The sequence below is a fragment of the Citrobacter sp. wls710 genome (assembly GCF_005281115.1).
Lineage (GTDB): Bacteria > Pseudomonadota > Gammaproteobacteria > Enterobacterales > Enterobacteriaceae > Citrobacter > Citrobacter werkmanii.
Genome location: NZ_SZXD01000008.1, coordinates 37,562 through 61,616 on the forward strand (window position 1 = coordinate 37,562; position 24,055 = coordinate 61,616).

The 24,055-nt window shown below is 50.7% G+C and carries 20 protein-coding genes and 1 pseudogene; 8 read left to right on the plus strand and 13 right to left on the minus strand.

Annotation, left to right across the window (positions count from 1 at the left end; all coding sequences use genetic code 11):
* The first annotated feature begins 106 nt into the window (after window positions 1-106).
* Window positions 107-379: a YceK/YidQ family lipoprotein gene (locus FDX14_RS04000; protein WP_042310268.1), complete on the plus strand. Its 273-nt coding sequence runs from the start codon at window positions 107-109 to the stop codon at window positions 377-379.
* 46 nt (window positions 380-425) lie between these two features.
* Here the strand turns inward: FDX14_RS04000 and prpE are convergent, their stop codons facing one another.
* The 4 genes from prpE to prpB form a co-directional block, all read right to left on the minus strand.
* On the minus strand, window positions 426-2,312 hold the full coding sequence (prpE, locus tag FDX14_RS04005) for a propionate--CoA ligase (RefSeq protein ID WP_079225313.1): 1,887 nt from the start codon (window positions 2,310-2,312) through the stop codon (window positions 426-428).
* 40 nt (window positions 2,313-2,352) lie between these two features.
* Window positions 2,353-3,804 carry a bifunctional 2-methylcitrate dehydratase/aconitate hydratase gene (locus FDX14_RS04010; RefSeq protein WP_042310272.1) on the minus strand — a complete coding sequence of 484 codons (1,452 nt, stop codon included), beginning with the start codon at window positions 3,802-3,804 and terminating at the stop codon, window positions 2,353-2,355.
* A gap of 37 nt (window positions 3,805-3,841) precedes the next feature.
* Window positions 3,842-5,011 carry a bifunctional 2-methylcitrate synthase/citrate synthase gene (prpC, locus tag FDX14_RS04015; RefSeq protein ID WP_042310274.1) on the minus strand — a complete coding sequence of 390 codons (1,170 nt, stop codon included), beginning with the start codon at window positions 5,009-5,011 and terminating at the stop codon, window positions 3,842-3,844.
* 80 nt (window positions 5,012-5,091) lie between these two features.
* On the minus strand, window positions 5,092-5,973 hold the full coding sequence (prpB, locus tag FDX14_RS04020) for a methylisocitrate lyase (RefSeq protein ID WP_038637980.1): 882 nt from the start codon (window positions 5,971-5,973) through the stop codon (window positions 5,092-5,094).
* A 252-nt stretch (window positions 5,974-6,225) separates the two neighbouring features.
* Between prpB and prpR the strand changes: the two genes are divergently transcribed.
* Window positions 6,226-7,836 carry a propionate catabolism operon regulatory protein PrpR gene (prpR, locus tag FDX14_RS04025; protein WP_137349051.1) on the plus strand — a complete coding sequence of 537 codons (1,611 nt, stop codon included), beginning with the start codon at window positions 6,226-6,228 and terminating at the stop codon, window positions 7,834-7,836.
* Between the two features lie 32 nt (window positions 7,837-7,868).
* On the opposite strand, the gene yahO is transcribed toward prpR, so the two are convergent.
* On the minus strand, window positions 7,869-8,144 hold the full coding sequence (gene yahO, locus FDX14_RS04030) for a DUF1471 family periplasmic protein YahO (RefSeq protein ID WP_042310520.1): 276 nt from the start codon (window positions 8,142-8,144) through the stop codon (window positions 7,869-7,871).
* Between the two features lie 338 nt (window positions 8,145-8,482).
* Between yahO and FDX14_RS04035 the strand changes: the two genes are divergently transcribed.
* The 4 genes from FDX14_RS04035 (at window position 8,483) to FDX14_RS04050 (ending at window position 12,580) form a co-directional block, all read left to right on the plus strand.
* A complete protein-coding gene (locus FDX14_RS04035; protein ID WP_042310278.1) occupies window positions 8,483-9,115 on the plus strand; it encodes a LysE family transporter in 633 nt (210 codons plus the stop codon).
* Window positions 9,116-9,195: 80 nt separating this feature from the next.
* Window positions 9,196-10,584: a diguanylate cyclase gene (locus FDX14_RS04040; protein WP_038637972.1), complete on the plus strand. Its 1,389-nt coding sequence runs from the start codon at window positions 9,196-9,198 to the stop codon at window positions 10,582-10,584.
* 220 nt (window positions 10,585-10,804) lie between these two features.
* The gene (locus tag FDX14_RS04045; protein ID WP_079225319.1) at window positions 10,805-11,899 is read left to right on the plus strand and encodes a 4Fe-4S binding protein; all 1,095 of its coding nucleotides are present in this window, start codon (window positions 10,805-10,807) and stop codon (window positions 11,897-11,899) included.
* A 171-nt stretch (window positions 11,900-12,070) separates the two neighbouring features.
* Window positions 12,071-12,580, plus strand: coding sequence for a hypothetical protein (locus FDX14_RS04050; RefSeq protein ID WP_061383018.1), 510 nt, complete (start codon window positions 12,071-12,073; stop codon window positions 12,578-12,580).
* A 94-nt stretch (window positions 12,581-12,674) separates the two neighbouring features.
* On the opposite strand, the gene foxA is transcribed toward FDX14_RS04050, so the two are convergent.
* The 8 genes and pseudogenes from foxA to pepT all read right to left on the minus strand — a co-directional run bounded on the left by foxA (window position 12,675) and on the right by pepT (window position 21,766).
* Window positions 12,675-14,783, minus strand: a complete 2,109-nt coding sequence (foxA, locus tag FDX14_RS04055) for a ferrioxamine B receptor FoxA (RefSeq protein ID WP_137349052.1) — start codon at window positions 14,781-14,783, stop codon at window positions 12,675-12,677.
* A gap of 121 nt (window positions 14,784-14,904) precedes the next feature.
* Window positions 14,905-15,885, minus strand: coding sequence for a helix-turn-helix transcriptional regulator (locus FDX14_RS04060; RefSeq protein ID WP_137349053.1), 981 nt, complete (start codon window positions 15,883-15,885; stop codon window positions 14,905-14,907).
* Window positions 15,886-16,057: 172 nt separating this feature from the next.
* Window positions 16,058-16,873, minus strand: coding sequence for a methyl-accepting chemotaxis protein (locus tag FDX14_RS25705; protein WP_370607391.1), 816 nt, complete (start codon window positions 16,871-16,873; stop codon window positions 16,058-16,060).
* Window positions 16,865-17,641 (minus strand): annotated as a pseudogene (locus FDX14_RS25710) (HAMP domain-containing protein); the annotation flags it as partial. The gene FDX14_RS25705 and the pseudogene FDX14_RS25710, both read right to left, overlap by 9 nt.
* Before the next feature lie 316 nt (window positions 17,642-17,957).
* Window positions 17,958-18,206, minus strand: coding sequence for a hypothetical protein (locus FDX14_RS04070; protein WP_061383023.1), 249 nt, complete (start codon window positions 18,204-18,206; stop codon window positions 17,958-17,960).
* Between the two features lie 15 nt (window positions 18,207-18,221).
* Window positions 18,222-18,851, minus strand: a complete 630-nt coding sequence (locus FDX14_RS04075) for a DUF2913 family protein (RefSeq protein WP_137349055.1) — start codon at window positions 18,849-18,851, stop codon at window positions 18,222-18,224.
* Between the two features lie 300 nt (window positions 18,852-19,151).
* On the minus strand, window positions 19,152-20,513 hold the full coding sequence (gene dcuC / locus FDX14_RS04080) for a C4-dicarboxylate transporter DcuC (protein WP_061383026.1): 1,362 nt from the start codon (window positions 20,511-20,513) through the stop codon (window positions 19,152-19,154).
* Window positions 20,510-21,766: a peptidase T gene (pepT, locus tag FDX14_RS04085; RefSeq protein WP_042310294.1), complete on the minus strand. Its 1,257-nt coding sequence runs from the start codon at window positions 21,764-21,766 to the stop codon at window positions 20,510-20,512. The genes dcuC and pepT overlap by 4 nt, the downstream gene beginning before the upstream one ends.
* A gap of 1,268 nt (window positions 21,767-23,034) precedes the next feature.
* Here pepT and FDX14_RS04090 point away from each other — a divergent pair.
* Both FDX14_RS04090 and FDX14_RS04095 read left to right on the plus strand, forming a co-directional pair.
* The gene (locus FDX14_RS04090; protein WP_137349056.1) at window positions 23,035-23,292 is read left to right on the plus strand and encodes a YjhX family toxin; all 258 of its coding nucleotides are present in this window, start codon (window positions 23,035-23,037) and stop codon (window positions 23,290-23,292) included.
* Window positions 23,293-23,302: 10 nt separating this feature from the next.
* Complete coding sequence (locus tag FDX14_RS04095; RefSeq protein ID WP_042310298.1) at window positions 23,303-24,049, plus strand: SAM-dependent methyltransferase; 747 nt, start codon at window positions 23,303-23,305, stop codon at window positions 24,047-24,049.
* Window positions 24,050-24,055 lie beyond the last annotated feature (6 nt).

Genomic DNA, 24,055 nt, shown 5'->3' on the forward strand with positions numbered 1-24,055 from the left:
TGCAATCCTCACTCTATGAGTCCTGACCTGGGGGTTTAAGTTCTGCGGACAAAAAGCCGCTTTTAACCTGCTATGGTAAACGAGACGGTAAAACCCAGGTCACAGGATGAGCAGAAAGACGGTTGCGGTAGTGACGTTGTTGGTCAGCGCATTACTTTCAGGATGTGGCAGCATTAATGCACGCACGGAAGGCGAGGATTCGAATACCTATTATGTGGGTACGCACCACGACATTGATAAACTAAAAAATCCAGGCGCTTATGATTATAACTATTTCGATTTAGCGCTGTTATTTATCGATGTACCACTGTCTTTTGTGGCAGATACGGTCTATGCGCCGTTTGATTACTATCACGGACCGTATAAGAAAGTCGATTAGAAACCAGGCCCGGTAAGCATCGCGCCACCGGGCCAATTAATAACGGCTACTCCTCGATCGCCTGGCGAATTTGCTGCAGCGACGCCGGATCGTCAATGGTCGTCAGATCGCCGGGATCGCGGCCTTCACAGATTGCCTGAATCGTCCGCCTGAGCATTTTACCGGAGCGCGTTTTTGGCAACTGTGACACAAACCAGACGTGTGCCGGACGGCCAAAGTTACCAATCTGACTGTCCACCAGCGCCATAATCGCCTTCTCTTCCGAATGCGCGATGTCGCGATCTTCAAGGCTGTCGCTCTGTTTCGGAATAACAAATGCAACCGCCACCTGCCCTTTCAAAGCATCTTTCACGCCGACCACCGCCACTTCTGCGACGTTTGGATAGCTGGAAATACTCTCCTCTATCTCACGCGTACCCAGTCGGTGTCCGGCAACGTTAATAACGTCATCCGTACGGCCGAGGATGAAGTAGTAGCCGTCGGCATCGCGAATGCCCCAGTCAAAAGTGGCGTATACCTGACGAGAAAACAGCGACCAGTAGGTATTTACGAACCGCGCGTCATCGCCCCAGATGGTCTGAATACACCCTGGCGGCAGCGGCCCTTCAATGACCAGCATCCCCTTCTCATTCGCTGCACAGGGTTCACCGGTCACCTCATTGAGCAACTGCACGTTATAGCCGTACATCGGCACGCCAGGGCTGCCCAACCGCGAAGGCCTGTCGTCCAGCCCACGCGCGATCGCCATAATTGGCCAGCCGGATTCGGTCTGCCAGTAGTTGTCGATAACCGGGACGCCCAGCGTTTCCGTTACCCAACTGGCGGTCGGTTCGTCCAGCGGTTCCCCGGCCAGATACAGCACCTCCAGCGAGGAGAGATCGTGATTGCGGATCTGCGCGGTCGGGAATTTCTTCAGTACGCGTATCGCCGTTGGCGCGGAGAACATCCGGCTAACCTGATACTTCTCAACAATCTTCCACCACACGCCGCAGTCCGGGTACGTTGGCAGCCCTTCGTACACCACCGTCGCCATCCCCGCCAGCAGCGGGGCATACACGATATACGAATGCCCAACCACCCAGCCGATGTCCGACGCGCAGAAGAACACGCCGCCCGCTTTACCGCCGAAAATGGTGTCCATCGTGGTTGCCAGCGCGACCGCATAGCCGCCAACGTCGCGCTGGACGCCCTTCGGTTTACCGGTTGTCCCGGAGGTATAGAGAATGCAGGAGGTTTCATTCGATTCCAGCCACGTCACCGGCACCCGCGCGCCAAGATGCTGTTGGCGCAGCGCGGCAAAGTCGAGGTCGCGCCCCTCTACCCGCGCCATTTTCGCCAAACCACGATCGACCAATACCACATGACGCGGCTGGTGCTGCGCCTGACTGATTGCATCATCGAGCAGCTTTTTATACGGCAGGATCTTGCCCCCGCGCGCGCCGGCATCCGCCGAAACGATAATCACCGGTTGGGCGTCGTCGATGCGTGCCGCCACGCTGTGCGAGGCAAAGCCACCGAACACCACCGAATGGATCGCCCCAATGCGCGCGCAGGCCAGCAGCGTAATGTGCGCCTCGGCGATCATCGGCATATAAACCAATACCCTGTCGCCGCGCTGTACGCCCAGAGACAGCAACATTGCCGCCGCCACATTCACTTCGTCGTACAGCTGACGAAAGGTAAAGGTACGCTCTTCTTCGGTTTCCGATGACACCGCAATCAGCGCCAGCGCCTCAGGCTGTTTCTCCACCCAGCGGTCGATGGCGTTATGACACAAATTGGTCTTGCCGCCGCAAAACCAGCGGGCAAACGGCGGGTTGCTGTGATCCAGCACCTGCGTATACGGCTGCTGCCAGTCAATACGCTGGGCCTGCTCGGCCCAGAATGACTCCGGTTGCGTAATCGAACGTTGATAAAACTCGCTATAAGACATAATGCTCTCCTGTTGAACTTACGCCTTGCCGCACGCAGGTTTAGATTACATAAAGGTCCATATACTCATTGACCGGCATCTGCTCCAGGCGGGCTCTGTCCAGGGAGACATCCAGAATGCGCTGCTGCTGACGGGTCGGGAACTGACGCGCCAGGTTGATTTTGAACTTCTCGACCAGCTTCGGCATACCGTCGTGACGACGGCGCGCATGACCGATTGGGTACTCCACCACCACTTCTTCAAAACGTGAACCATCGGTGAACTCGAGAGTGATGGCGTTAGCAATGGCACGTTTTTCCGGGTCGTGATAATCGGCAGTAAAGGCCGGATCTTCGAAGCAGGTGATCTTCTCGCGCAGGGCATCAATACGTTTGTCCTGCGCCACGCCGTCTTCGTAATCTGCCGCGGTTAAACGCCCAAACAGCAGCGGAATGGCGACCATATACTGGATGCAGTGATCGCGATCCGCCGGGTTATCCAACGGGCCTTTTTTATCGATGATGCGGATACAGGCTTCGTGGGTGCGAATGGTCACTTTTTCGATATCAGCCGCCGTTTTACCCGCGGCCTGCAGTTGTTCATACAGCGTCATTGCCGCTTCTACCGCGGTCTGCGAGTGGAACTCGGCCGGGAAGGAGATTTTAAACAGCACGTTTTCCATCACGTAAGAGCCGTACGGACGCTGGAAGCGGAACGATTCCCCTTTGAAGGAGACGTCATAAAAGCCCCAGGTTTTCGCCGTCAGCGCGGACGGATATCCCATCTCGCCCGTTTTTGCCATCAACGCCAGACGTACTGCGCGGGAGGTCGCATCGCCTGCCGCCCAGGATTTACGCGTGCCGGTATTTGGCGCATGACGATAGGTACGCAGCGACTGGCCGTCGACCCACGCCAGCGAAACGGCGTTGAGGATTTCATCCCGGCTCAGCCCAAGCATCTCCGCGACCACCGCCGTGGAGGCGACTTTTACCAACAGAACGTGATCCAAACCAACGCGGTTAAAGGAGTTTTCCAGCGCGATACAGCCCTGAATTTCATGGGCTTTGATCATCCCGGTCAGCACTTTTTTCATGGTCAACGGCGCTTTCCCCGCCGCCACCGCGTTGCGTGACAGCCAGTCAGCCGTCGCCAAAATACCGCCGAGGTTATCGGAAGGATGGCCCCATTCCGCGGCCAGCCAGGTGTCGTTGAAGTCCAGCCAGCGGATCATCGCGCCGATGTTAAACGCCGCCTGCACCGGGTCAAGCTGGAACTGGGTGCCCGGTACGCGAACGCCGTTCGGCACTACGGTCCCCGGCACCACCGGTCCTAACAGTTTTTTACAGGCCGGATATTCCAGCGCTTCCAGACCACAGCCAAGGGTGTCGAGCAGGCAATAATGCGCGGTGTCGTACGCCACCTTTGAGGTGATCTCGTAATTCATAACGTAATCAACGATATCAACGATTTCACGGTCAAAGTCTGGGCGAACGTTCGAAATATGTGCGGACATAGGGTACAACTCCTGTTTTTATATTTAGAGGTTTTAATTAGCAACGCTTTTCGATCGGCACAAATACGCGATCTTCCGGGCCGGTGTAGTTGGCGGAAGGACGGATAATTTTGTTGTCCTGGCGCTGTTCGATGATGTGCGCCGCCCAGCCGGTAACGCGGGCGATAACAAACAGCGGAGTGAACATTTCGGTCGGGACGCCCATCATGTTGTAGGAGACCGCCGAGAACCAGTCGAGGTTGGGGAACATCTTTTTCGTTTCCCACATCACCTCTTCCAGACGGTCGGCGATGTTGTACATTTTCAGCGAACCGCCTTCCTGAGAAAGCTGCTTCGCCACGCGTTTAATCACCTGATGACGCGGGTCGGCAATGGTGTAAACCGGATGACCAAAGCCAATCACCACTTCTTTGTTTTCCACGCGTTTGCGGATATCCGCTTCGGCTTCATCCGGCGTTTCATAACGCTGCTGGATCTCCAGCGACACTTCATTCGCCCCGCCATGTTTCGGCCCACGCAGCGCGCCAATCGCGCCGATAATCGCGGAATACATATCGGAGCCGGTTCCCGCAATCACACGACTGGTGAAAGTGGATGCGTTAAATTCGTGCTCGGCATACAGCACCAGCGAAATATGCATCGCCTTTTCCCAGCTTTGCGACGGTTTTTCGCCATGCAGCAGATGCAGGAAGTGACCGCCAATGGAATCATCGTCCGTTTCCGGCTGAATGCGCTCGCCGTTATGGCTGTAGTGATACCAGTACAAGAGGATCGAGCTGAGGGACGCCAGCAGCTTGTCTGCAATATCGCGCGCGCCGGAAACGGTATGCCCCTCTTTTTCCGGCAATGTACACCCCAGCGCGGAGACGCCGGTGCGCATCACATCCATCGGGTGGGATGCGGCAGGCAGCGCTTCCAGCACGGTACGCACGTTTGCGGGTAAGCCGCGCAGCGCTTTGAGTTTGCTTTTATAGGCGGTGAGTTCGTCGCGGGTAGGTAATTTCCCGTGGATCAGCAGGTGCGCGACTTCTTCAAATTCGCACTGTTGCGCCAAGTCGAGAATATCGTAGCCGCGATAATGCAGGTCGTTACCGCTTTTACCCACGGTGCATAACGCGGTATTTCCGGCGGCGATGCCTGACAGCGCAACCGATTTTTTAGGTTTAATGACATGCGTGTTGTTTTGCAGGATTGTTGTGTCGCTCATGTTGTCCTCGTCATTTTTATAATATGTAGGGTACAAATTTATTGCCGGATGGCGGCTTCGCCTTATCCGGCCTACGACGGTTACTTTTTTGTGTACAGCGCGTCGAGTTTCTCTTCGAACTGGTAGTAATTGATGCTTTCGTACAGTTCGTTGCGCGTCTGCATAATGTCGATCACGCTCTTTTGCGTACCTTCCTGGCGCAGCACGTTGTAGACCCGTTCAGCAGCACGGTTCATGGCGCGGAAGGCAGACAGCGGATACAGGGCCATGGCGACGTTCGCGCTACGCAGTTCATCGGTAGTAAACAGCGGCGTGGCGCCAAATTCGGTAATGTTAGCGAGGATCGGTACCTGCACCGCATCGGCAAACTGGCGGTACATCGCCAGCTCGGTAATGGCTTCCGGGAACAGCATGTCGGCCCCCGCTTCAACGTATGCCTGGGCACGATCGATGGCCGCTTCTAACCCCTCCACCGCCAACGCATCGGTGCGCGCCATAATCACAAAGTTGGGATCGGTACGCGCATCCACGGCGGCGCGGATCCTGTCGACCATCTCTTCTTTTGAGACGATCGCCTTGTTCGGACGATGCCCGCAACGCTTGGCGCCGATCTGATCTTCAATATGCAGCGCGGCGGCACCGGCTTTAATCATCGACTTCACGGTACGCGCCACGTTGAACGCCGACGATCCAAAACCAATATCCGCATCCACCAGCAATGGCAGCGGGCAAACATCAGTGATACGACGAATATCGGTCAGTACATCATCAAGGGTAGAAATACCGAGATCCGGCAGACCCAACGACCCCGCCGCAACGCCGCCGCCAGAGAGATAAATCGCCTGATACCCGGCACGCTGAGCCAGCAGAGCGTGATTGGCGTTGATGGTGCCGACGATTTGTAATGGGTTTTCTTTGCTGAGCGCGGCGCGAAACGCCAGCCCTGGAGAGTGTAGAGACATATCCCGTCCTCTTGTTATCAACTTGTTATCATTCGTTGATTTACCTAAAGCAAGGGGTATGCCAAAGACCAAAACTTTTATTCAAATTCCATTTTTACTTTTTAAAACAGATGATTATATTTAGAACCTGTATTTTTATTGCACAAAAGCGTGTCAGCTATCGTTTCATGAAACCGACTTGAACGTTTCATTGCAACATTTATGAAACACAACTAAACCCTTATACTCGGTTCCTTACTTTTTGGGTTACTTATGGCTGATACGCATCTTCCGCCGCGGGTGAACGACGACAAACCAGTTATCTGGACGGTTTCGGTCACGCGCCTGTTCGAACTGTTTCGCGACATCAGTCTGGAGTTCGACCACCTGGCGACCATCACCCCTATTCAGCTGGGTTTCGAAAAAGCGGTGGCTTATATCCGTAAGAAGCTGGCCACTGAGCGTTGCGATGCCATCATTGCGGCAGGCTCCAACGGCGCGTATCTGAAAAGCCGTTTATCGATCCCAGTGATCCTGATTAAACCCAGCGGGTTTGACGTACTACAGGCGCTGGCGAAAGCGGGAAAACTGACCTCGTCGATTGGCGTCATTACCTATCAGGAAACCATCCCCGCGCTAATCGCCTTTCAAAAGACCTTCAATTTGCAGCTCGAACAGCGCAGCTATATCACCGAAGAAGATGCCCGTGGACAAATCAATGAGCTGAAGGCCAACGGTACCCAGGCGGTGGTCGGCGCGGGGTTGATTACCGACCTGGCGGAAGAAGCGGGTATGACCGGCATTTTTATCTATTCGGCGGCCACCGTGCGCCAGGCGTTTGTCGACGCACTGGATATGACCCGTCTGACGCTGCGCAGAAACGGGCAATACGCCTCCGGCGACACGCTGCGCACCCGCTATGCGCTGGGAGATATGCGCGGTCACTCTGCGCAAATGGAACAGGTGCGGCACACCATTATGCTCTACGCCCGTTCGCGTGCGCCGGTGCTGATTCAGGGGGAAACCGGCACAGGTAAAGAGCTGGCGGCGCAGGCTATTCATCGTGAGTATTTTACGCGTCAGGAGAATCGGCGCGGAAAACCTTCGCCACCGTTTGTTGCCGTCAACTGCGGAGCAATCACCGAATCATTGCTGGAAGCGGAGCTGTTCGGCTATGAAGATGGCGCGTTTACCGGCTCCCGCCGGGGAGGACGCGCGGGCCTGTTCGAAATTGCCCACGGCGGGACGCTGTTTCTTGATGAGATAGGCGAAATGCCGCTACCGTTACAAACCCGGTTATTGCGCGTGCTGGAAGAAAAAGAGGTCACCCGGGTCGGGGGACATCAGCCGATTCCTGTCGATGTACGGGTGATTAGCGCCACGCACTGCAACCTGGAACAAGAGATGAAACAGGGAGAATTTCGTACCGATCTGTTTTACCGCCTGAGCATTCTGCGCCTCAAACTGCCGCCGCTACGCGAGCGGCTGCCCGATATTCTGCCGCTGGCGGAAGGCTTTTTAAAACAGTCGCTGGCGGAACTGGACGCGCCGTTTTCTGACGCGGTGCGTAAGGGATTAGCCCTGAGCCAGCATACGTTGCTCAATTATGGCTGGCCGGGAAATATCCGCGAGTTGCGCAATATGATGGAGCGTCTGGCGCTGTTTTTAAGCGTCGAACCACAGCCGGAGCTGAACGAACAATTTCTACAGCAGCTGTTACCTGAACTGGCCGCGGTTGCTGCCCCGCCGCAGGTCACTTCATCACTGACGCCGCAGCAGGTGCTGGCGCAATTCAATGGCGATAAAACCGCGGCGGCGCAATATCTCGGTATCAGCAGAACTACATTCTGGCGTAGGCTAAAAGAAAACCCGCCAGTGCAATGACTGGCGGGTATGTTATCTTTCAGTACTGCGCATTATTTTTTCTTGTAAATATTGGCTGTACCGTGGATTTTATTGTCCGTTTGGCCGGAGGTTAATACCACCACATCGGCACCTTTCTCTTCGGCTTTCTTCAGCAGTTCTTCTTTAGCGTCTGCAACAGAAACTTCGTTACTCGTTGAAATATCACCGATTTTTGTGTACTGCGACTCAACCTTTTCAAACTCAAGTTTTGTCATAAATTCCGCGGCATACGCGTTGGACACAACAAAAGCTAACGCACCAATAAGTACTTTAATTCCAGTTTTCATATAAAAGCTCCAGGTTTTGTTATATATGCCATCATCGCCCCCTGAACATTCGCCATGCGAGTCAAGGATGATTAATAAGTAGTTCAGGCCGCTAAAAAGATCCAGAGCTGGCGGAAATATAAAGATATTTTGCGCATCGTGTATAACAGAAGATCCCACGCCGCAGCATTATCCGGCGCAGCTGGGTTGCAGAAACCAGGCGTAGACGCTATTTGCAAATTTGAGCTCATTTCACAATACAGTGTGAGTAAATACGCAGAATGACGAGCGCGCTAAAATTATAGTGTTAGCAGTCTAAGCATGCCCCTGGCCCGCTCTCACTAATGGAATCGTTGTCTATGGAACCTTTACACGCCGTCGTACTCACCATCAGCCTGTTTGTTTTAACCTTTTTTAATCCTGGCGCGAACCTGTTCGTGGTGGTGCAAACCAGTCTGGCGTCAGGACGACGCGCAGGGGTGATGACCGGTCTGGGTGTGGCCTTAGGCGATGCGTTCTACTCCGGCCTCGGGCTCTTTGGCATGGCGACGCTCATTACCCAATGTGAAGAGATATTTTCACTGATTAAAATTGTCGGCGGCGCCTATTTGCTGTGGTTTGCCTGGAACAGTGTTCGCCATCAGGCTACACCGCAAATGCCAACGTTACAGCAGCCGATTTCCGCCCCCTGGTATGTATTTTTCCGCCGCGGGTTATTAACAGATTTGTCTAATCCGCAAACCGTTCTGTTTTTTATTAGTATCTTCTCCGTCACCCTCAGCGCAGAAACGCCTACGTGGGCGAGGCTCATGGCCTGGGCAGGTATTGTGTTGTCTTCCGTTATCTGGCGGATTTTTCTCAGTCAGGCGTTTTCTTTGCCCGCTGTACGCCGTGCGTATGGTCGAATCCAGAGGGTTGCCAGCCGGGTGATAGGCGCCATTATCGGCGTCTTCGCGCTCAGGCTGATTTATGAAGGTGTCAGCCATCGTTAAGCGAGTTTAACTTGACCATTGTGACGTAATTGTCCGTAATACCGCCTGAATTTTTAAATCGCATTTTGAGTGGCAGTGAGATGGAACAGGTTGCTCCGGTAAACGACACATTACTCCTTACAGAATGGCAGGCGTTGTTACGTCAAACATCCCCTGAAGTTCATACGATCCTGACATCATTAAGCGACGAAGAGATCCGCCATTTAGTGAGCGTTTTTTATGACTATATGCTCTCCCATGCGGAGAGCGCATTGTTCCTCAATACAGAACAGGTCAGCACCCGCCTCAGCGGCAGTATGTTTGACTGGCTACGCAGCGTACTTGGTAGCGCGAACGAAGATCTCTCACAACTGCTGGCAAAACAGCGCAAAATTGGCGTGGTGCATGCCCGCATCGGGCTGCCTATCGATCTGGTTAATCGCGGCGCACGCAAGCTGAAAGATGAATTGTATCGGGTCCTGAAAAAGAAAGCGGAATACTCGCCCGCCCTGCTGAGCGATGCCATCTGTTTCAGCAGTCTGGCAATGGATACCGCCCTGGAGGCCATGACCGTCTCCTATTCCCCCAGCTATCAAAACTCACTGCATACCCAGGAACAGTATCGCCTGCAGACCATTTACGATGACGTCAACGTCGAACGCGAGCGGCAAATACGTTCATTTACCGACTGGGAAAACCAGTTTATCTATAACATCGCCACCGGAATGCCTTTCGGTGAGCTGGTCCTTTTGGCGAATTCTGATTTTGGTATGTGGTTCGCACACAAGGGAAAATACATTCTGGGCAACAGCAATCTGCTGAAAGAAATGGAGTCGCTGATTGCGGAAATCGACAACCGCCTGACAACCACGCTGTCGCATCAGCATCAGGCGACAGAACCTGAACGGATGAGCTTGTTGCAGGATGTACGCCAGCTCTCGGCAAAAATCCATTTCCTGCTCGCCTCAATGTTCGACGCGCTGGTGAAGCAGGAAAATGGTAAAGACTCATTGACTCAATTGCTTAACCGACGCTTTATCCCGACCATTATGCGGCGTGAGATCTCGCTGGCGTTACATACCCGGAAGCCCTTTACCCTGGCGATGCTGGATATCGACTACTTTAAGCAAATTAACGACAACTATGGGCATAACACCGGTGATATGACGCTCAAAAACGTCGCGGCGGTTATTTATGATCATATTCGCAGCAGCGATTACGTTTTCCGCTACGGCGGTGAAGAATTTATGATTCTGCTTGTCGAGTCAGATCAGTCTCAGGCCAGTATTATTCTCGAAACGCTACGCATGAAAATTGCCGAGATGCGTATGGCGGCCTCAGCAACAGAAGTGTTTTCTGTCACCGTCAGCATTGGCATCGCCGAATATGACTACCATCCTGACTACAAGCAGTTGGTTGATAAAGCCGATCGGGCACTGTACCTGGCGAAAAGTAATGGCCGTGACCGCGTAGAGATATTTCAGGAATAACCTATTTTCCCACGGAGAAATAAATACCCCGTTAAGGGTATTTATCTGACCTGCGATAAGTATCGGGCTGTTATTTTTATTCAGGCATATACGTGCCATAAAAATAACAGCCGCTTAATAAGATGCAAATCAAATACACCAAATCTGAATAGCGCTAGCATATCCCGGTGATGACGCCTTCTGAATGCGGGAGGGGAAATATGAGGGATAGTGTAAAACCATGAACGGGAAAAAGAGAACACGCTGGCAGCGCCGCCCAGGCACGACCGGAGGCAAACTGCCGTGGAATGACTGGCGTAACGCCAGCACCTGGCGAAAAGCCACCCAGTTTCTCCTGCTGGCCAGCAATATCTATATTGGCGTGACGTTTTATTATTGGGTCCGCTATTTTGAAACTGCCGGTACCAGCGTTTATATTCCAAGACCCGGCGGTATTGAGGGGTGGCTGCCGATCGCGGGTTTGATGAATATACGCTACACGCTGGAGACCGGTTTTCTCCCGCCCATCCATGCCGCCTCCATGCTGCTGTTAGTTGCGTTTATCCTGATTAGCTTGTTGTTAAAAAAAGCCTTCTGTTCGTGGCTATGCCCGGTTGGTACGCTTTCCGAACTGCTTGGTACTCTGGGAAAAAAAGTATTGGGTCGCAATTTCACGCTGCCGCGCTGGCTGGACATCCCACTGCTCAGTCTGAAGTATCTGCTGTTGGGTTTCTTCCTGTATATCGCTCTGTCGATGCCCGCCCAGGGAATCCAGTACTTTCTGATGTCGGCCTACGGCATGATCATTGACGTGAAGATGCTCGATTTTTTTCGTCATATCGGCTCCGCCACGCTTATTTTCGTGGTAGTTATTAGCGTTCTGAGCCTGTTTATTCGCAATGCCTGGTGCCGTTATCTGTGCCCTTATGGCGCACTGCTTGGCCTGTTTTCACTGCTCTCGCCGTTTAAAATCCGGCGTAATCCGGACAGTTGCATTGACTGCGGGAAATGTGCGAAAAACTGCCCGTCTACTATCCCGGTTGATCGACTGATTCAGGTGCGTACCGTGGAATGTACTGGCTGTATGACCTGCGTTGAATCCTGCCCGGTGGCCTCTACGCTGAGCTTTTCACTGCACACCCCTGCGGGGGAACAAGGAAACGGCAAATCGTTATGGCGGCAAACGGCATTGTCAGGCGTTGTCATGACTATCCTGGTGCTGGGTATCCTTTTTGCTACCATTGGCTATGCGGTTTATGCCAATGTCTGGGATACGCCGGTGCCCGATCACATGTATTTCCAGCTGATCCCGAAGGCGAAAATGATCGGCCATTAATTTTTAATAACCCTGCCAATTCTGGCAGGGTTTCCCGCCGGTTCCGCCATTTTAAGACTATTGAACTTGTGCCTTCGCGCCCCGGTTTATACAACCTTAACTATCACCTGTGATCATTCATTTTTTATTATGTTATGGGCGACTGCATCCAATAATAAACGGGACAGCATTATGACTAAAATAAAACTGGCACTGCTATTACCTCTGTTTCTGGCGGGTTGTACGATGAGCGACGGGGAATTAAGAAACGCTTACGCTCAGCATTATCAGCAACCCGCCGCCTATGTCGAGACTTATAAACAGAAGATAGCCAGCATGGATATTAATACCTTGGCCCAATATGCCGCCGCAGAAGATAAGAAAAAAATGCGTGGGCAACCGAGACTGAAAATCGACGAATTCATTACCATTGAGAACGTGCAGGCGAAAGGAAATCGGGTGGTCTACGATTACTCGCTGTCAGAGAAATGGCTGGCGCTGTCTGCGGACAAACAGCGCGAGAAGCAGATCAATATGAATAAAGATCTGATCTACCGTACCTGCTCGCTGGAAACGGTACGTCTGGCGCAGGCGAAAGGGCTGGAAGAAGAGCATAACTATTACAGCCAGTACCCAGACAAAGTCGCCTTCACTCTGAGAACCAGCGCGCAGATTTGTATGCAAAACGGTTTTACGCAATAGCCGCAATCCACTATGCCTGATGCGCTTATCAGGCATACAATTTGCACTCTGTTGTAGGCCGGATAAGGCGTCAACGCCGCATCCGGCTAAAGCATCAGAATTTCCAGGATACGCTGCCGACAATGCTGCGCTCAGCGCCGAAGTAGCAGTATGAGAGCGAATTACAGGCCGCAACGTAGCGTTTATCGGTCAGGTTGTTGACGTTCAACTGGGCACTCAGTCCTTTAATACCGATATTCGTTAAATCGTAGCCAATTGCCATATCCACCAACGTATAGGATGGCAGGGTATGCGTATTCAGACGATCGCTGGTGATCCCATTGACATATCGCACGCCCGAGCCGAGCGTCAGACCATCCAGCAGGCCGCTTTTCACATCGTAGCTCAGCCAGGTGCTGGCCTGATTCCGTGGTGCATACACGGCACGCTTGCCCTGCTCCTCCGGACTGCTTTTCTTGTAGCGGATGTCGGTGTAGGTATATGCCGCCTGCAGACGGAAGCTGTCCGTAAGTTGACTAATCGCCTCCAGCTCCACCCCTTCAGATTCAATTTCCCCAATCGAGCGGTACGGATCGGTCGGCTCTTCTTTGGTGGCGATATTGGTTTGATTAATGCGGAACACCGACGCGCTGAACTGACTGTTAAGTCCTTCCGGCTCATATTTCAGCCCCGCTTCCCACTGCTTGCCTTTCATCGGATCCAGCAGATTGCCGTTCTCATCGGCAAAGCTGGTTGGCGTAAAGGCGGTGGAATAACTCACGTACGGCGCAAAGCCATTATCGAACAAGTAGAGCAATGCGGCGCGAGTACTAAAGTTGTTTTTATCCAGATCGCTGCGGATATCGTTGATCTTATCAATATTAGACACGCTGACTTGATCGTAGCGACCGCCGAGCGTAATACGCCAACGATCCCATGACATCTGATCCTGCAAATAATAGCCCGTCTGGCGCAGCTTGTGCTTCTCACGCGCATACATGTCGATATAATCCGGCTTCGCGCCATACACCGGGTTAAAAGCGTCGATCGGCGGGAATGCGCCGTAGTAGCCGGTGGTATTGTTGCTGCGATCCTGATAATCAATGCCCACCAGCAGACGATGGTTGACCTGCCAGGTATCAAAGCTGCCGTCGAGCTGGTTATCCAGCGTAATCGCCGACATTTTTTCATCAGAGCCGGAATAGCCGCGATTAAGCTCGGTTTCGTTCAACCAGCCCGCCGCATACACCTGGTTCAGTTCAACGTCGGTATGCAGATAGCGCAGCTTTTGCCGCACCGACCAGCCGCTATCAAACATGTGCTCAATATTGTAGCCCACCATGTTTTCACGGCGATCGTATTTGTCGTAATCATCCTCACCTTCGTAAAAGGTGTTGGAGATCTTTTGCCCGTAATGCGGAACAACGGTGCCGTCATAAGGCAGACCGGAGTGGCTACCGCCTTCCGGGTCGCGATGCAGATAGGCCATCAGATCCAGACGCGTCTGGTCGGTGATCCGCCAGGTCAGACTGGGCATCAGCGCGTAACGCTCTTCTTTCAATGGGCCAAACTGTGAGTCCGCGTAACGCGTCATCCCGCTCAGGCGCGCCGCCACACGATCGTTATCATCCAGCGCCCCGGTGACGTCAAACGCCGCCCCGCGCTGGTTATTGTTGCCGGCAAACAGCTTCACTTCCCCACCCGCGTCAAACGACGGCTTACGCGACGTCAGCGCCACAATACCGCCCGGAGAGGAACGGCCATACAGCACGGAAGCCGGGCCGCGCACCACTTCGATATCTTCAAGAAACCACGGATCGACCACCAGCGAGCTGTGTGAGTTGGTGTCGCCCATCATCTTCAGACCATCGAGATAGACGTTGTCCAGGCTGCCATCGGAGAAGCCGCGCAGCACAATGTAGTCAAAGCGGTTGGAGGCGCCAATCTGGTTGCTGTATACCCCCGGCGTATAGCTAACGGCCTGACGCACGCTGGTTGCGCCCTGCTCTTCAAACTGTTCGCGGGTAATGATGGATACCGATTGCGGGGTTTCAATATCCGGCGTGGCAAGCTTAGTAGCCCCGCTCTGCATTTGCGAGGTGACAACGACCGTATCGTTTTTTGTTGTTTCCTGCGCCAGCAGAGGAAAAGCCGCGCTGCCGGTCACCCATCCTACCAGCAGCGCCAACCGAGTCTTCGCGAACATGAGTATCTCCAAAGGCATTTCTAATTGTAAGTGAGAATTATTACCTTTTTGCTGACGGAGATAGCTATGCCGGATGCCAGATTACCTATGCGCAGTGCCAAATTGTCTGCCAGCAACGTGCGCAAAACGCAAAAATGGATTAGCAAAGCTTGAGCATATCGCCTGGCGAAAAACCGTAACGACGACGAAAGGCGGTAGAGAAGTTGGTGGCGTGCTGGTATCCCGACATCCAGGCTGCCTGCTGTACGCTGTATCCTTCCAGTAAATAACCGCGAGCGCGTTCCAGGCGGCAATCGCGCAGGTAATCAAAGACCGAACAGCCATAGGCTGCGCGAAACTTGCTACGCAGACTACTGGGACTCATTGCCGCGCGTTGCGCCAGTTCATTGAGCGTGTGGTCATTCTCAGGATTCTGTTCCAACAGGTGACGAACGACTTCCAGCCGCTGCTGTTCACCGCTGGCGGCGAGGCGTTTGCCGCTCTCGACCTGGCACACGCTGAGGCCATGGCCGAACAGTTGCAATATCAGCCCTTCCAACATCAACTGGCGAGAAACATTGCTGAGCGTGATCTGCTGCGCATACTCCAGGCCACTGAGTAAAAATCCCGGCACCTGCCAGATAAGCGTCGGCGTTTGGCATCTTTCCCACTCACGCATCAACGATTCGAGTAGCCCCGTGCGCCACGCGCCGTCGGGATACAGACCGAGAGATAAGGTTCGCAGTTTGCAGTCGGCATGATGGCGGGCGCGCATCGTCTGGTGCTCGCTCAGGCGTGAGCTAAACGCCATGCCGGAACGCACCACGTGTTCCTGACCGTTAAGCGAGAGGACCACACAGCCTTCCAGTACCACCAACATATACAGGGGACTGCTGTGGCGGGAGGTGGTTTCGTAGGGTTGCAATACCTGTACATCAGAGTGCGTCACGCACATCCCGCAGGGGAGCGTCATCTCCTCAATTTCACCTTGCAGCACAGGGCTAGCAGACGGCAAGTCCGGCTTTTGTGCCAGTTGGGGAAAGCGATAGTCGATCCCGTAACGTTCACCAAAATCCATAAACTCGCTGACGGAAAAAGTACGGGCTACGCGTCTGGACGCATTCAGAGTGGTGTTGTTCATGCTGTCTTCTGCACAGAAAATGGGATTAACAGTTTATGGCCAGGAGCAACATTACCATTCCCTGCGCAACACAACAATAATAATGAGAATTATTATCAATATGATTAAGGCGCTTTTCCTGACAGCCAGCCATCTCATCAGACTGAATTTACAGCTGATGAGATGGCATGTTCTACTGCTTGTCCTGCGTACCCTCCTGCGGCTTTTCATCAACCTGAAACACAGCCACGGCCTGGGAAAGCATTGCCGACTGCTCTTCCACACTGCCTGTCGTGGCGGCGATTTCCTCAACCAGAGACGCGTTTTGTTGAGTGACTTGCTCCATTTGCGTGACAGCAACGCGGATCTGCTCAATGCCGCTACTCTGTTCCCCCGATGCGCCGGATATATCTTCCATGAGTATATTGATATTGCGTATTGCCTTAGCAATGTCCGCCATCATAGCCCCACTGCTTTCAGCTATCTCCACCCCTTCCTTGACGCTGATTGCCGCTTTGGCAACCAGTTCGCTAATTTCTTTCGCTGAGGAGGCGCTACGTTGGGCAAGGGTTCTGACTTCACTCGCTACAACGGCAAATCCACGCCCGGATTCGCCAGCGCGCGCCGCTTCTACCGCGGCGTTTAAAGCGAGAATGTTGGTCTGGAAAGCAATACTATCAATCACATGAGAGATTTCATTCACGCTTTGCGCGTTGCGGCTGATCAGGTGAATTTTCTCAACCATGTCGCTCATTAAGCGCTCGCCACGCAATGCCATTTCCGTGCTTTCACTCGTCATGGCAGAAGCCTGATGTGATTTATCGGTGTTATTTTTGGTTGTTACGGAAATCTGTTCCATACTGGCCGCCGTTTCAACCACTGCCGCAGCCTGTTGCTCCGTTCGGGTTGATAAGTCTGAATTACCCGAAGCAATTTCCTGCATTCCGATATTAATAGACTCAACGCCATCGCGAATTGTACTGACAGTCTCCCGCAGGCCGTTTTGCATGTGTTGTAAATTTAAACACAGTAAGCCAATTTCATTGTTACCCGGCACCTTAACGGGATGACTCAGATCGCCTTTACCAATCCGTGAAAAATGCTCAGAAACGATATTTAATGGCCGAATGATTGTTCGGTTTATCCAGATATTACAGAGAATAAAGATAAGAACTGTAACGGCCAGCAGTAAGGATATTTTAAGTATTGAGGCATTAAACTGAACGTGTGTCTGCTCTACGATATTTTTACCGACCAACATGGTTGATTTGTAGTAGTTCTCAATCTCCTTATCAAACTTTTTTCGCAAAGCCAGCAACTCAGTGTTGGCATTTGCTTGTGTACCGACAAGACTACCGTTAGAAATAGCCTCATTTAATTTATCAACATACTTTTGTTCAGCATTCATTTGTTGCTCAAAAGCAGTTCTGACGATTTTACCAATCTGGGGATCATCCGCTGTCAGTCCAGGTATATCCCAAAAAATAGCGAACTGCTTTCTGGCATAAGCGATCTCATCCTGCACCTGTCGCAATGTTTGTTGGGTAGCAGCCATATCTTGCAGTTGAATATTATCAAGAACGCTTCTTACTTTATAAACAGCCCCAACGACGTTATGCAGCGAATCCTGTTCCTTTACTATATTATGCAGTAGAAGGGTACTTTTTTGATTTCCTTTGAGATCGACTAACTCAAACCCATTAGAAAGGAACTGCATAAAGGTAAATACCAAAAGCAATAATAACAGACTGGTTTTAACCTTCATATTCTTTAACATTTGAACATCTCCATAACAATTAGACAATCATCTCTGACTAAATTGTTATCGACACGCCACGTAATACCTTAACCTAAAAATGGTTAATTATGAGAAAGTTTCCCGGCTCAACATAGCATAATAAATTACGTACACCGTCGTATACATGGCGGCAAATCGCCGTTTTATTACCGGGAACAATCACACTATAAAAAAACCAACATTAATATTATTTATGGATGAAAAAAAACAGTTATATTAAACATCATGCGCCACTGAGAATGGGCACGATAGCCGTATCTGACCGGCATAAAACGAACAAAGCAGCAGCCAAACGTCAGAGAATATAGACGGTAACTTTTTCCTGAAGATCTGCCGGCACCCTTACCCATGACATTGAATCAACAGCAATTGTCGCCATTTCATTTTCTAACCGAAGTAGCGGCGTGCTGTCATCTGGCGCAGAAGAACTTTCGCCAATCTCGAGAATGCCCCGAAAAGTTATAGATAAATTGTCAGCGGCATCAGACAACCTAATCCATTCGGTCGCGATCTCTAACTTTTGCTTTAACAATTCTCTGTTCATAACTTGTACTAATCATTACTTATCAGTAAGAAACTGGAAGTGATGAAATTCATTTGAAATATCCTTCACAAACTCTACCGGCAGGTGGTGTTTGATGAAGGTTAATTTTGCAAACTCAACATCACCATACACCCGGATACAGAAAGGCTTGACTATCTCGCCCTGAGCACCAAAGCACTCCTGGAGTCGGGTATCATCCATGAAAATAAAGTTACCCTTTCTCACTTTAATCTTATCATGCAGGTTACGCCACTTCTCTGGTGTGAGTAGAAAGTTCTGCCATCCATTATTTCTCAATATTTCAATCGTGTGGGTGAATTTAAAATAATCATTTTGCATTGTCACATCACCACTTGAGGTGGCGTACAAGTATTCAATTTTAAATTTTAGTTGTGCATTAATGTTTTTTTTCTTGCCTTCATCAATTAACCATTGAAGCTCATTGGCAACACTTCGTGAGAAGAGTTTTCTTTTTTTTGCGATAGCCAACCAATGCATAATAAAAATATGCTCTGACATTTTAGAGTGGATCTTGTGATCCTGTATTGCGATACCAATTGCCACTAACGCGCTCCAGGTAAACGCTTCCAGCTCATCCTGATAATGATGCCTCGATTTACTCACTTTTCCTAAATTTTTTACCACTTAAAACCCACCCAGAAAAAATCATTATTGTATTTAATTTGTTACTACTCAATTTAAAAACCTACTACAACTAAAATCAGCATAATATGATCCAGATTAATTTATCTCAATGTAAAAAAAGAGCCATGAAACACATTATTTTTATTAACCATTTATAGTTAACAAGATTGACCACAAATAATAAGAATAGCTCGATAAAGATGAAAACTAATAATTATCCCCCGTAATCAATACACTAACGTATCAAACCAGAAAACCTCCAGATTCAATGAACCAGAGGTTTGTCTGTGCCTGCAATTGTTAGTAGAAAATACCGATGATTAGCGTATGGGTAACAAAGCCGACAATCAACGGTACGGCGGTGCGTTTAACCACATCGAATGGGGTTATTTTTGCCCCGCTGGAAACGGCGATCACCACGCCAGATACCGGTGAAATGGCCCGTCCCATATGCGATGCCTGCTGCATCGGCAGAATCATGGCAACAGCGTTCGCCCCCATACTGGCAGCGATTTGCGGGATAAGCTCAACGAATGCCAGAAATGGCGCGTTACCCGATCCCATAATGATAGCCGCCGCAAGCGTCACCAGCGCAAACACCACCGCCATGGCGAATGGCGGTAATCCCACATGTTCGGCCATCAGGATTAATTGATCAATCGCACCTATGACTTTAATACCATGAGCAAAAACACCCGCCGCTACCAGTAGTCCTACTACACCGGTAAAGGCAGTACCCATTCCTTTCAGAAAATGGCTAAACCCTTCGCACACCGCCTTTAAATCTCGCACCCGTAGCCATTCAATCAACATACAAATAGCCATTGAAATAAGCACAATGGTAATGATATTCAGGTTAATACCGCTGACGAACATTTCGGAGGATCCCACTGCCATCAGTATCGGAAGCATGGGAAGCAGCGCATAAAAAGCAGGCGCTTTCCCTGAGTCAGTCACTTCAGTGCTACCGATTTCCCGTGGTAAGGTCCCCGCTTTACGGTCGCAATAGCGCTGCCAGAAAAAATGGCAGACTCCCACGACCAAAACGGTAGCCAGAGCTGCCGGTCCCTGGTGGTAGACAACGTATTCCACCACATCCATATTGACCGCTTTCGATCCCCTGATAGCATCGATTGCCGTTGGGGTGTACGCCACACCAAGCGAGGTGGCAATTACCCCGGCAGCAGAGGCAGCGGAAAGCCCTAATCCCAGCATAATGGGGAACATTGTTCCCATCAGCAGTACGGCGAGTCCAGTGGCGGAAGGAATAGCTAACTGCAGGAGACTGGCGAGCAGGTACGAGAAAAAAAGCAGAATATAGGGCGAACGCAGCGCACGCAGGGGTTTTGTGACGACACGCACCACCGCCTCATTTGCACCGATATGATCCATGTAGTGCGCAAATCCCATCAGGGCCATGATCATCAGGCCAAGATCGGCAGCTCGCGTGCTGAAAAGATCGCGCATAACCTCGAACGGATCGAGAAAGGAAATCCCCGTGCCAGCAACGCCTTTCGGTAGTACGGAACCCCACCCGGTGAGTGCGGTGCAAATCATCAGCACCAAACCCGCAATAAATAGCACGGGCTCGGCCCGATAACCTTTCAGGATCAGACGCGCGACTACCACGATAACCAGCAGGGCAATTAACACCTGAATCATGACTGAGCTCTCCGCTGCGTGAACTCAGCAAAGGTTTCCTCAATGACCGCAACCACGACATCGCTGGCGGCCCGCAGTGAACGCACCGGCAGATATTCATAGATTGAGTGAAAATTATGAGCACCGGTAAAAATATTCGGGCATGGCAATCCTTTCTGCGATAAAACCGCACCATCATATCCGCCGCGCATGGCGACAGGAGCCGGGGTAATCCCACATTTCTGATAGGCGCGTAATGCAATATCAATCGGATAGTGAGCATCACCCTGCAAACTATTGAACACGTTCGCATAGCGATCGGCTAAATGACAGACCACGCTATTTTCGCCCCATAGAGCGCAGGTACTGACGGCAAGCTGACGGATAAATGCCATACGCGCCTTATAGCCTTCTTCGCTAAAGTCGCGGATATCCAGCTTAAGCACCGTGCGGGCGCTGTTACCCTGCAACTGCTTAACCCAGTAATAACCTTCGCGCCCTTCCGTATATTCAGGCGCTTCTCCGCCAGGCAGCATCGCAATAAACTTATGCGCCATCAGCAGCGAGTTCTTCAGCTTACCTTTGGCTGACATGGGGTGCGCAGACTGGCCGGTAAAGATGATTTCCGCATCGCCCGCATTCCAGTTCTCATAAACAAACTCCCCGATACCGCAACAATCCAGGGTGTAACCAAAATCAGCGCCGAAGCTCGCAACATCAAACGCTTTTGCGCCACGTAATCCTTGCTCTTCATCAGGCACAAAACCCACCTTCACCGGCCCATGTTTGATTTCCGGATGTGCCACCAGATACTGTAATGCGTTCATAATTGCGGCGATGGCTGCTTTATCATCAGCCCCTAACAGACTGGTTCCGTCAGTGACGAGCAGATCATCACCGATATAATTTTTCAGTTCCGGGAATTCGCTTTCGCGCAGAAAAATATTCAGCTCTTTGTTCAGACACAAATCCCCACCGCTATAGTGAAGACGTTGTGCATTTGTGTCCGCAGTCTGTTCCGCGCTGGTATCCAGATGTCCAAAGAATGAAACGACAGGAACCGTGTCATCAGTATTCCCGGGAAGTGTTGCCGTTACGATAGCGGTATCCCTGACCTCAATGTTTTCCATTCCTAATGCTTCAAGTTCTGCTGCAAGCAGTTTTGCCAGTACCATTTGACCAGCAGAAGAAGGCATTATCCCATTGGCGCCGTTTTCTCTTGAAGTCGTGGTATTAATTTTGGTGTAGTTGATAAAACGTTCAACAATATCCATTCCAGGAGGTCCTTTAATATTTTATTGACGAAATACTGTGAGAGGAGGCTCGCGTACAGCGCGAGTGATATAAAACAGGGAACTGGATAAAACCAGCGTTCATCCCGGAACGCTGGTTTTATGAACATTACGACGTTGATTTATATAAATGAATATAAATTATGCCTGTGATAAAACGCCTTACTGATGGGTAAAATCATACTCCCTGTCCGTGTTTACTGCTATTTCCCATGGTGTTTAGCTAACAGAAATCATAAACCGGTACTCGTAAGCCTAAGAGATAATAGAAATCATTTAGACTCCACTCATCCATACCGGCCTAAGATATACCATCGCTATATTTTTTTAATGAACGAATACTGTAACTGCAACATGCAACCGTTTGCACTTCTCTAGAAATAGCCACTTAGCGCACTAAAATCCGTGAGCAAACTCACAATTATATCAATAGCAAAAATTTCTATCATACTGAAAAACCGTGAATTATAAGAAATACTATATAGTCCCTTGGTAAATAGATTCATTATGATACTATTCGACATTACCTTATTATCGATGGATAATACTTCCCTAACCATTAATTTTAAACATTACCCACCATAATATTTGTATATATTGGTGATTAATAAAATCCTGCACCGGCAAAAAAAACCTCTGCCCTGAGAAGAGATTCAGGGCAGAGGTAATACGGGTGTTAAGGACAGATTTATAGTTTTAGTGATAACGGAAGAGCTTCTTGCGGAACCGAGTATACACAACTCGCAACATCAAGAAAATTCTTAAAATTGATTAATCGCAAACTCGGTAGAAAATTATTAAAATAATAAAAAATACCTTATCAAAAAGGCAAATAAAACCTCGCGAATATTAACCCATACTAATCAATCACATGGTACTGAATGCGCTCAATATGCTGAGTTACCATAGATATCACTCTATGCACAGACAGAATATCAAATTAATTTAATACTTTAATAAATGTCTCACATAACGAAAATTTGCAGTTAATAAAGTCACTAAACGCAATAACTCGTTATAGATCACATTTTATGTACAAGGAGTTTTCTCTGGAGATTCTGGCTGGTATGATTCATCAGGTAAATACCTTTCAACTCAACCCGAGGCTTTGATGCTGGAGAATGTAATCATCAGATAATCAGCTTACCGACCTTTTCAGGCCGGACTGGTTATCAATGCGCCGAAATCGAATGCGGACACCGCAGTGTGTTTGCACGTTTTGCACATGATGATTAAACAGGTTTTCCAGTATGAATTTATCCCGTCAGGAACAACGTACCTTACACGTTCTCGCCAAAGGTGGCCATATCGTTCACGTCCGCGACGCCTCAGGCCGCGTCACCTCCGTCGAATGCTACAGCCGCGAAGGACTACTGCTCTGCGACTGCACCCTCGCCGTGTTCAAAAAACTCAGAACCAAAAAGCTGATCAAATCTGTCAATGGTCAGCCCTATCGCATCAATACTACCGGGCTGAACAACGTTCGCGCCCAACTGGATAATCGCTAAGGAGAGAGAGATGGATATCCCCAAAATTTTTACTATCAGCGAAAGCGCTCATCGCATCCATAACCCGTTCACCGCGCAGAAATATGCCACGTTAGGCCAGGTGCTGCGCATGGAACCGGGCACCCGCATTCTGGATCTCGGTAGCGGCTCAGGAGAGATGTTGTGCACCTGGGCGCGCGATCATGGTATTTTCGGCATCGGTATCGATATGAGCCAGCTGTTTAGCGAACAAGCAACGCTGCGTGCAGCAGAACTGGGCGTCAGTCAGCAGGTGAGTTTTGTCCACGCCGATGCAACGGGCTATGTCGCTGAAGAAAAATGCGATATTGCCGCCTGCGTGGGCGCAACCTGGATTGCAGGCGGCGTCACCGGAACGGTCAGACAACTGGAGCAGAGTCTTAAGCCTGGTGGAATCATACTCATCGGTGAACCGTACTGGCGCCAGATGCCCGCAACGGAGGAAATCGCCCAGTCCTGCGGCGCGACCGCTGTCGCCGATTTTCTTTCCCTGGCGGAACTCATTTCTTCTTTTGACCCGCTCGGCTATGACGTGGTTGAAATGGTTCTGGCTGACCAGGAAGGTTGGGACAGGTACGAGGCGGCAAAATGGTTGACGATGCGCCGCTGGCTGGAAGCTAATCAAAACGATGAGTTTGCACCGGAAGTCAGGGAGCAACTGAGAAGTTCACCCGGACGCCACGTCACCTTCACCCGAGAATACATTGGTTGGGGCGTGTTCGCACTCATGAAGAGGTAAGCTGTG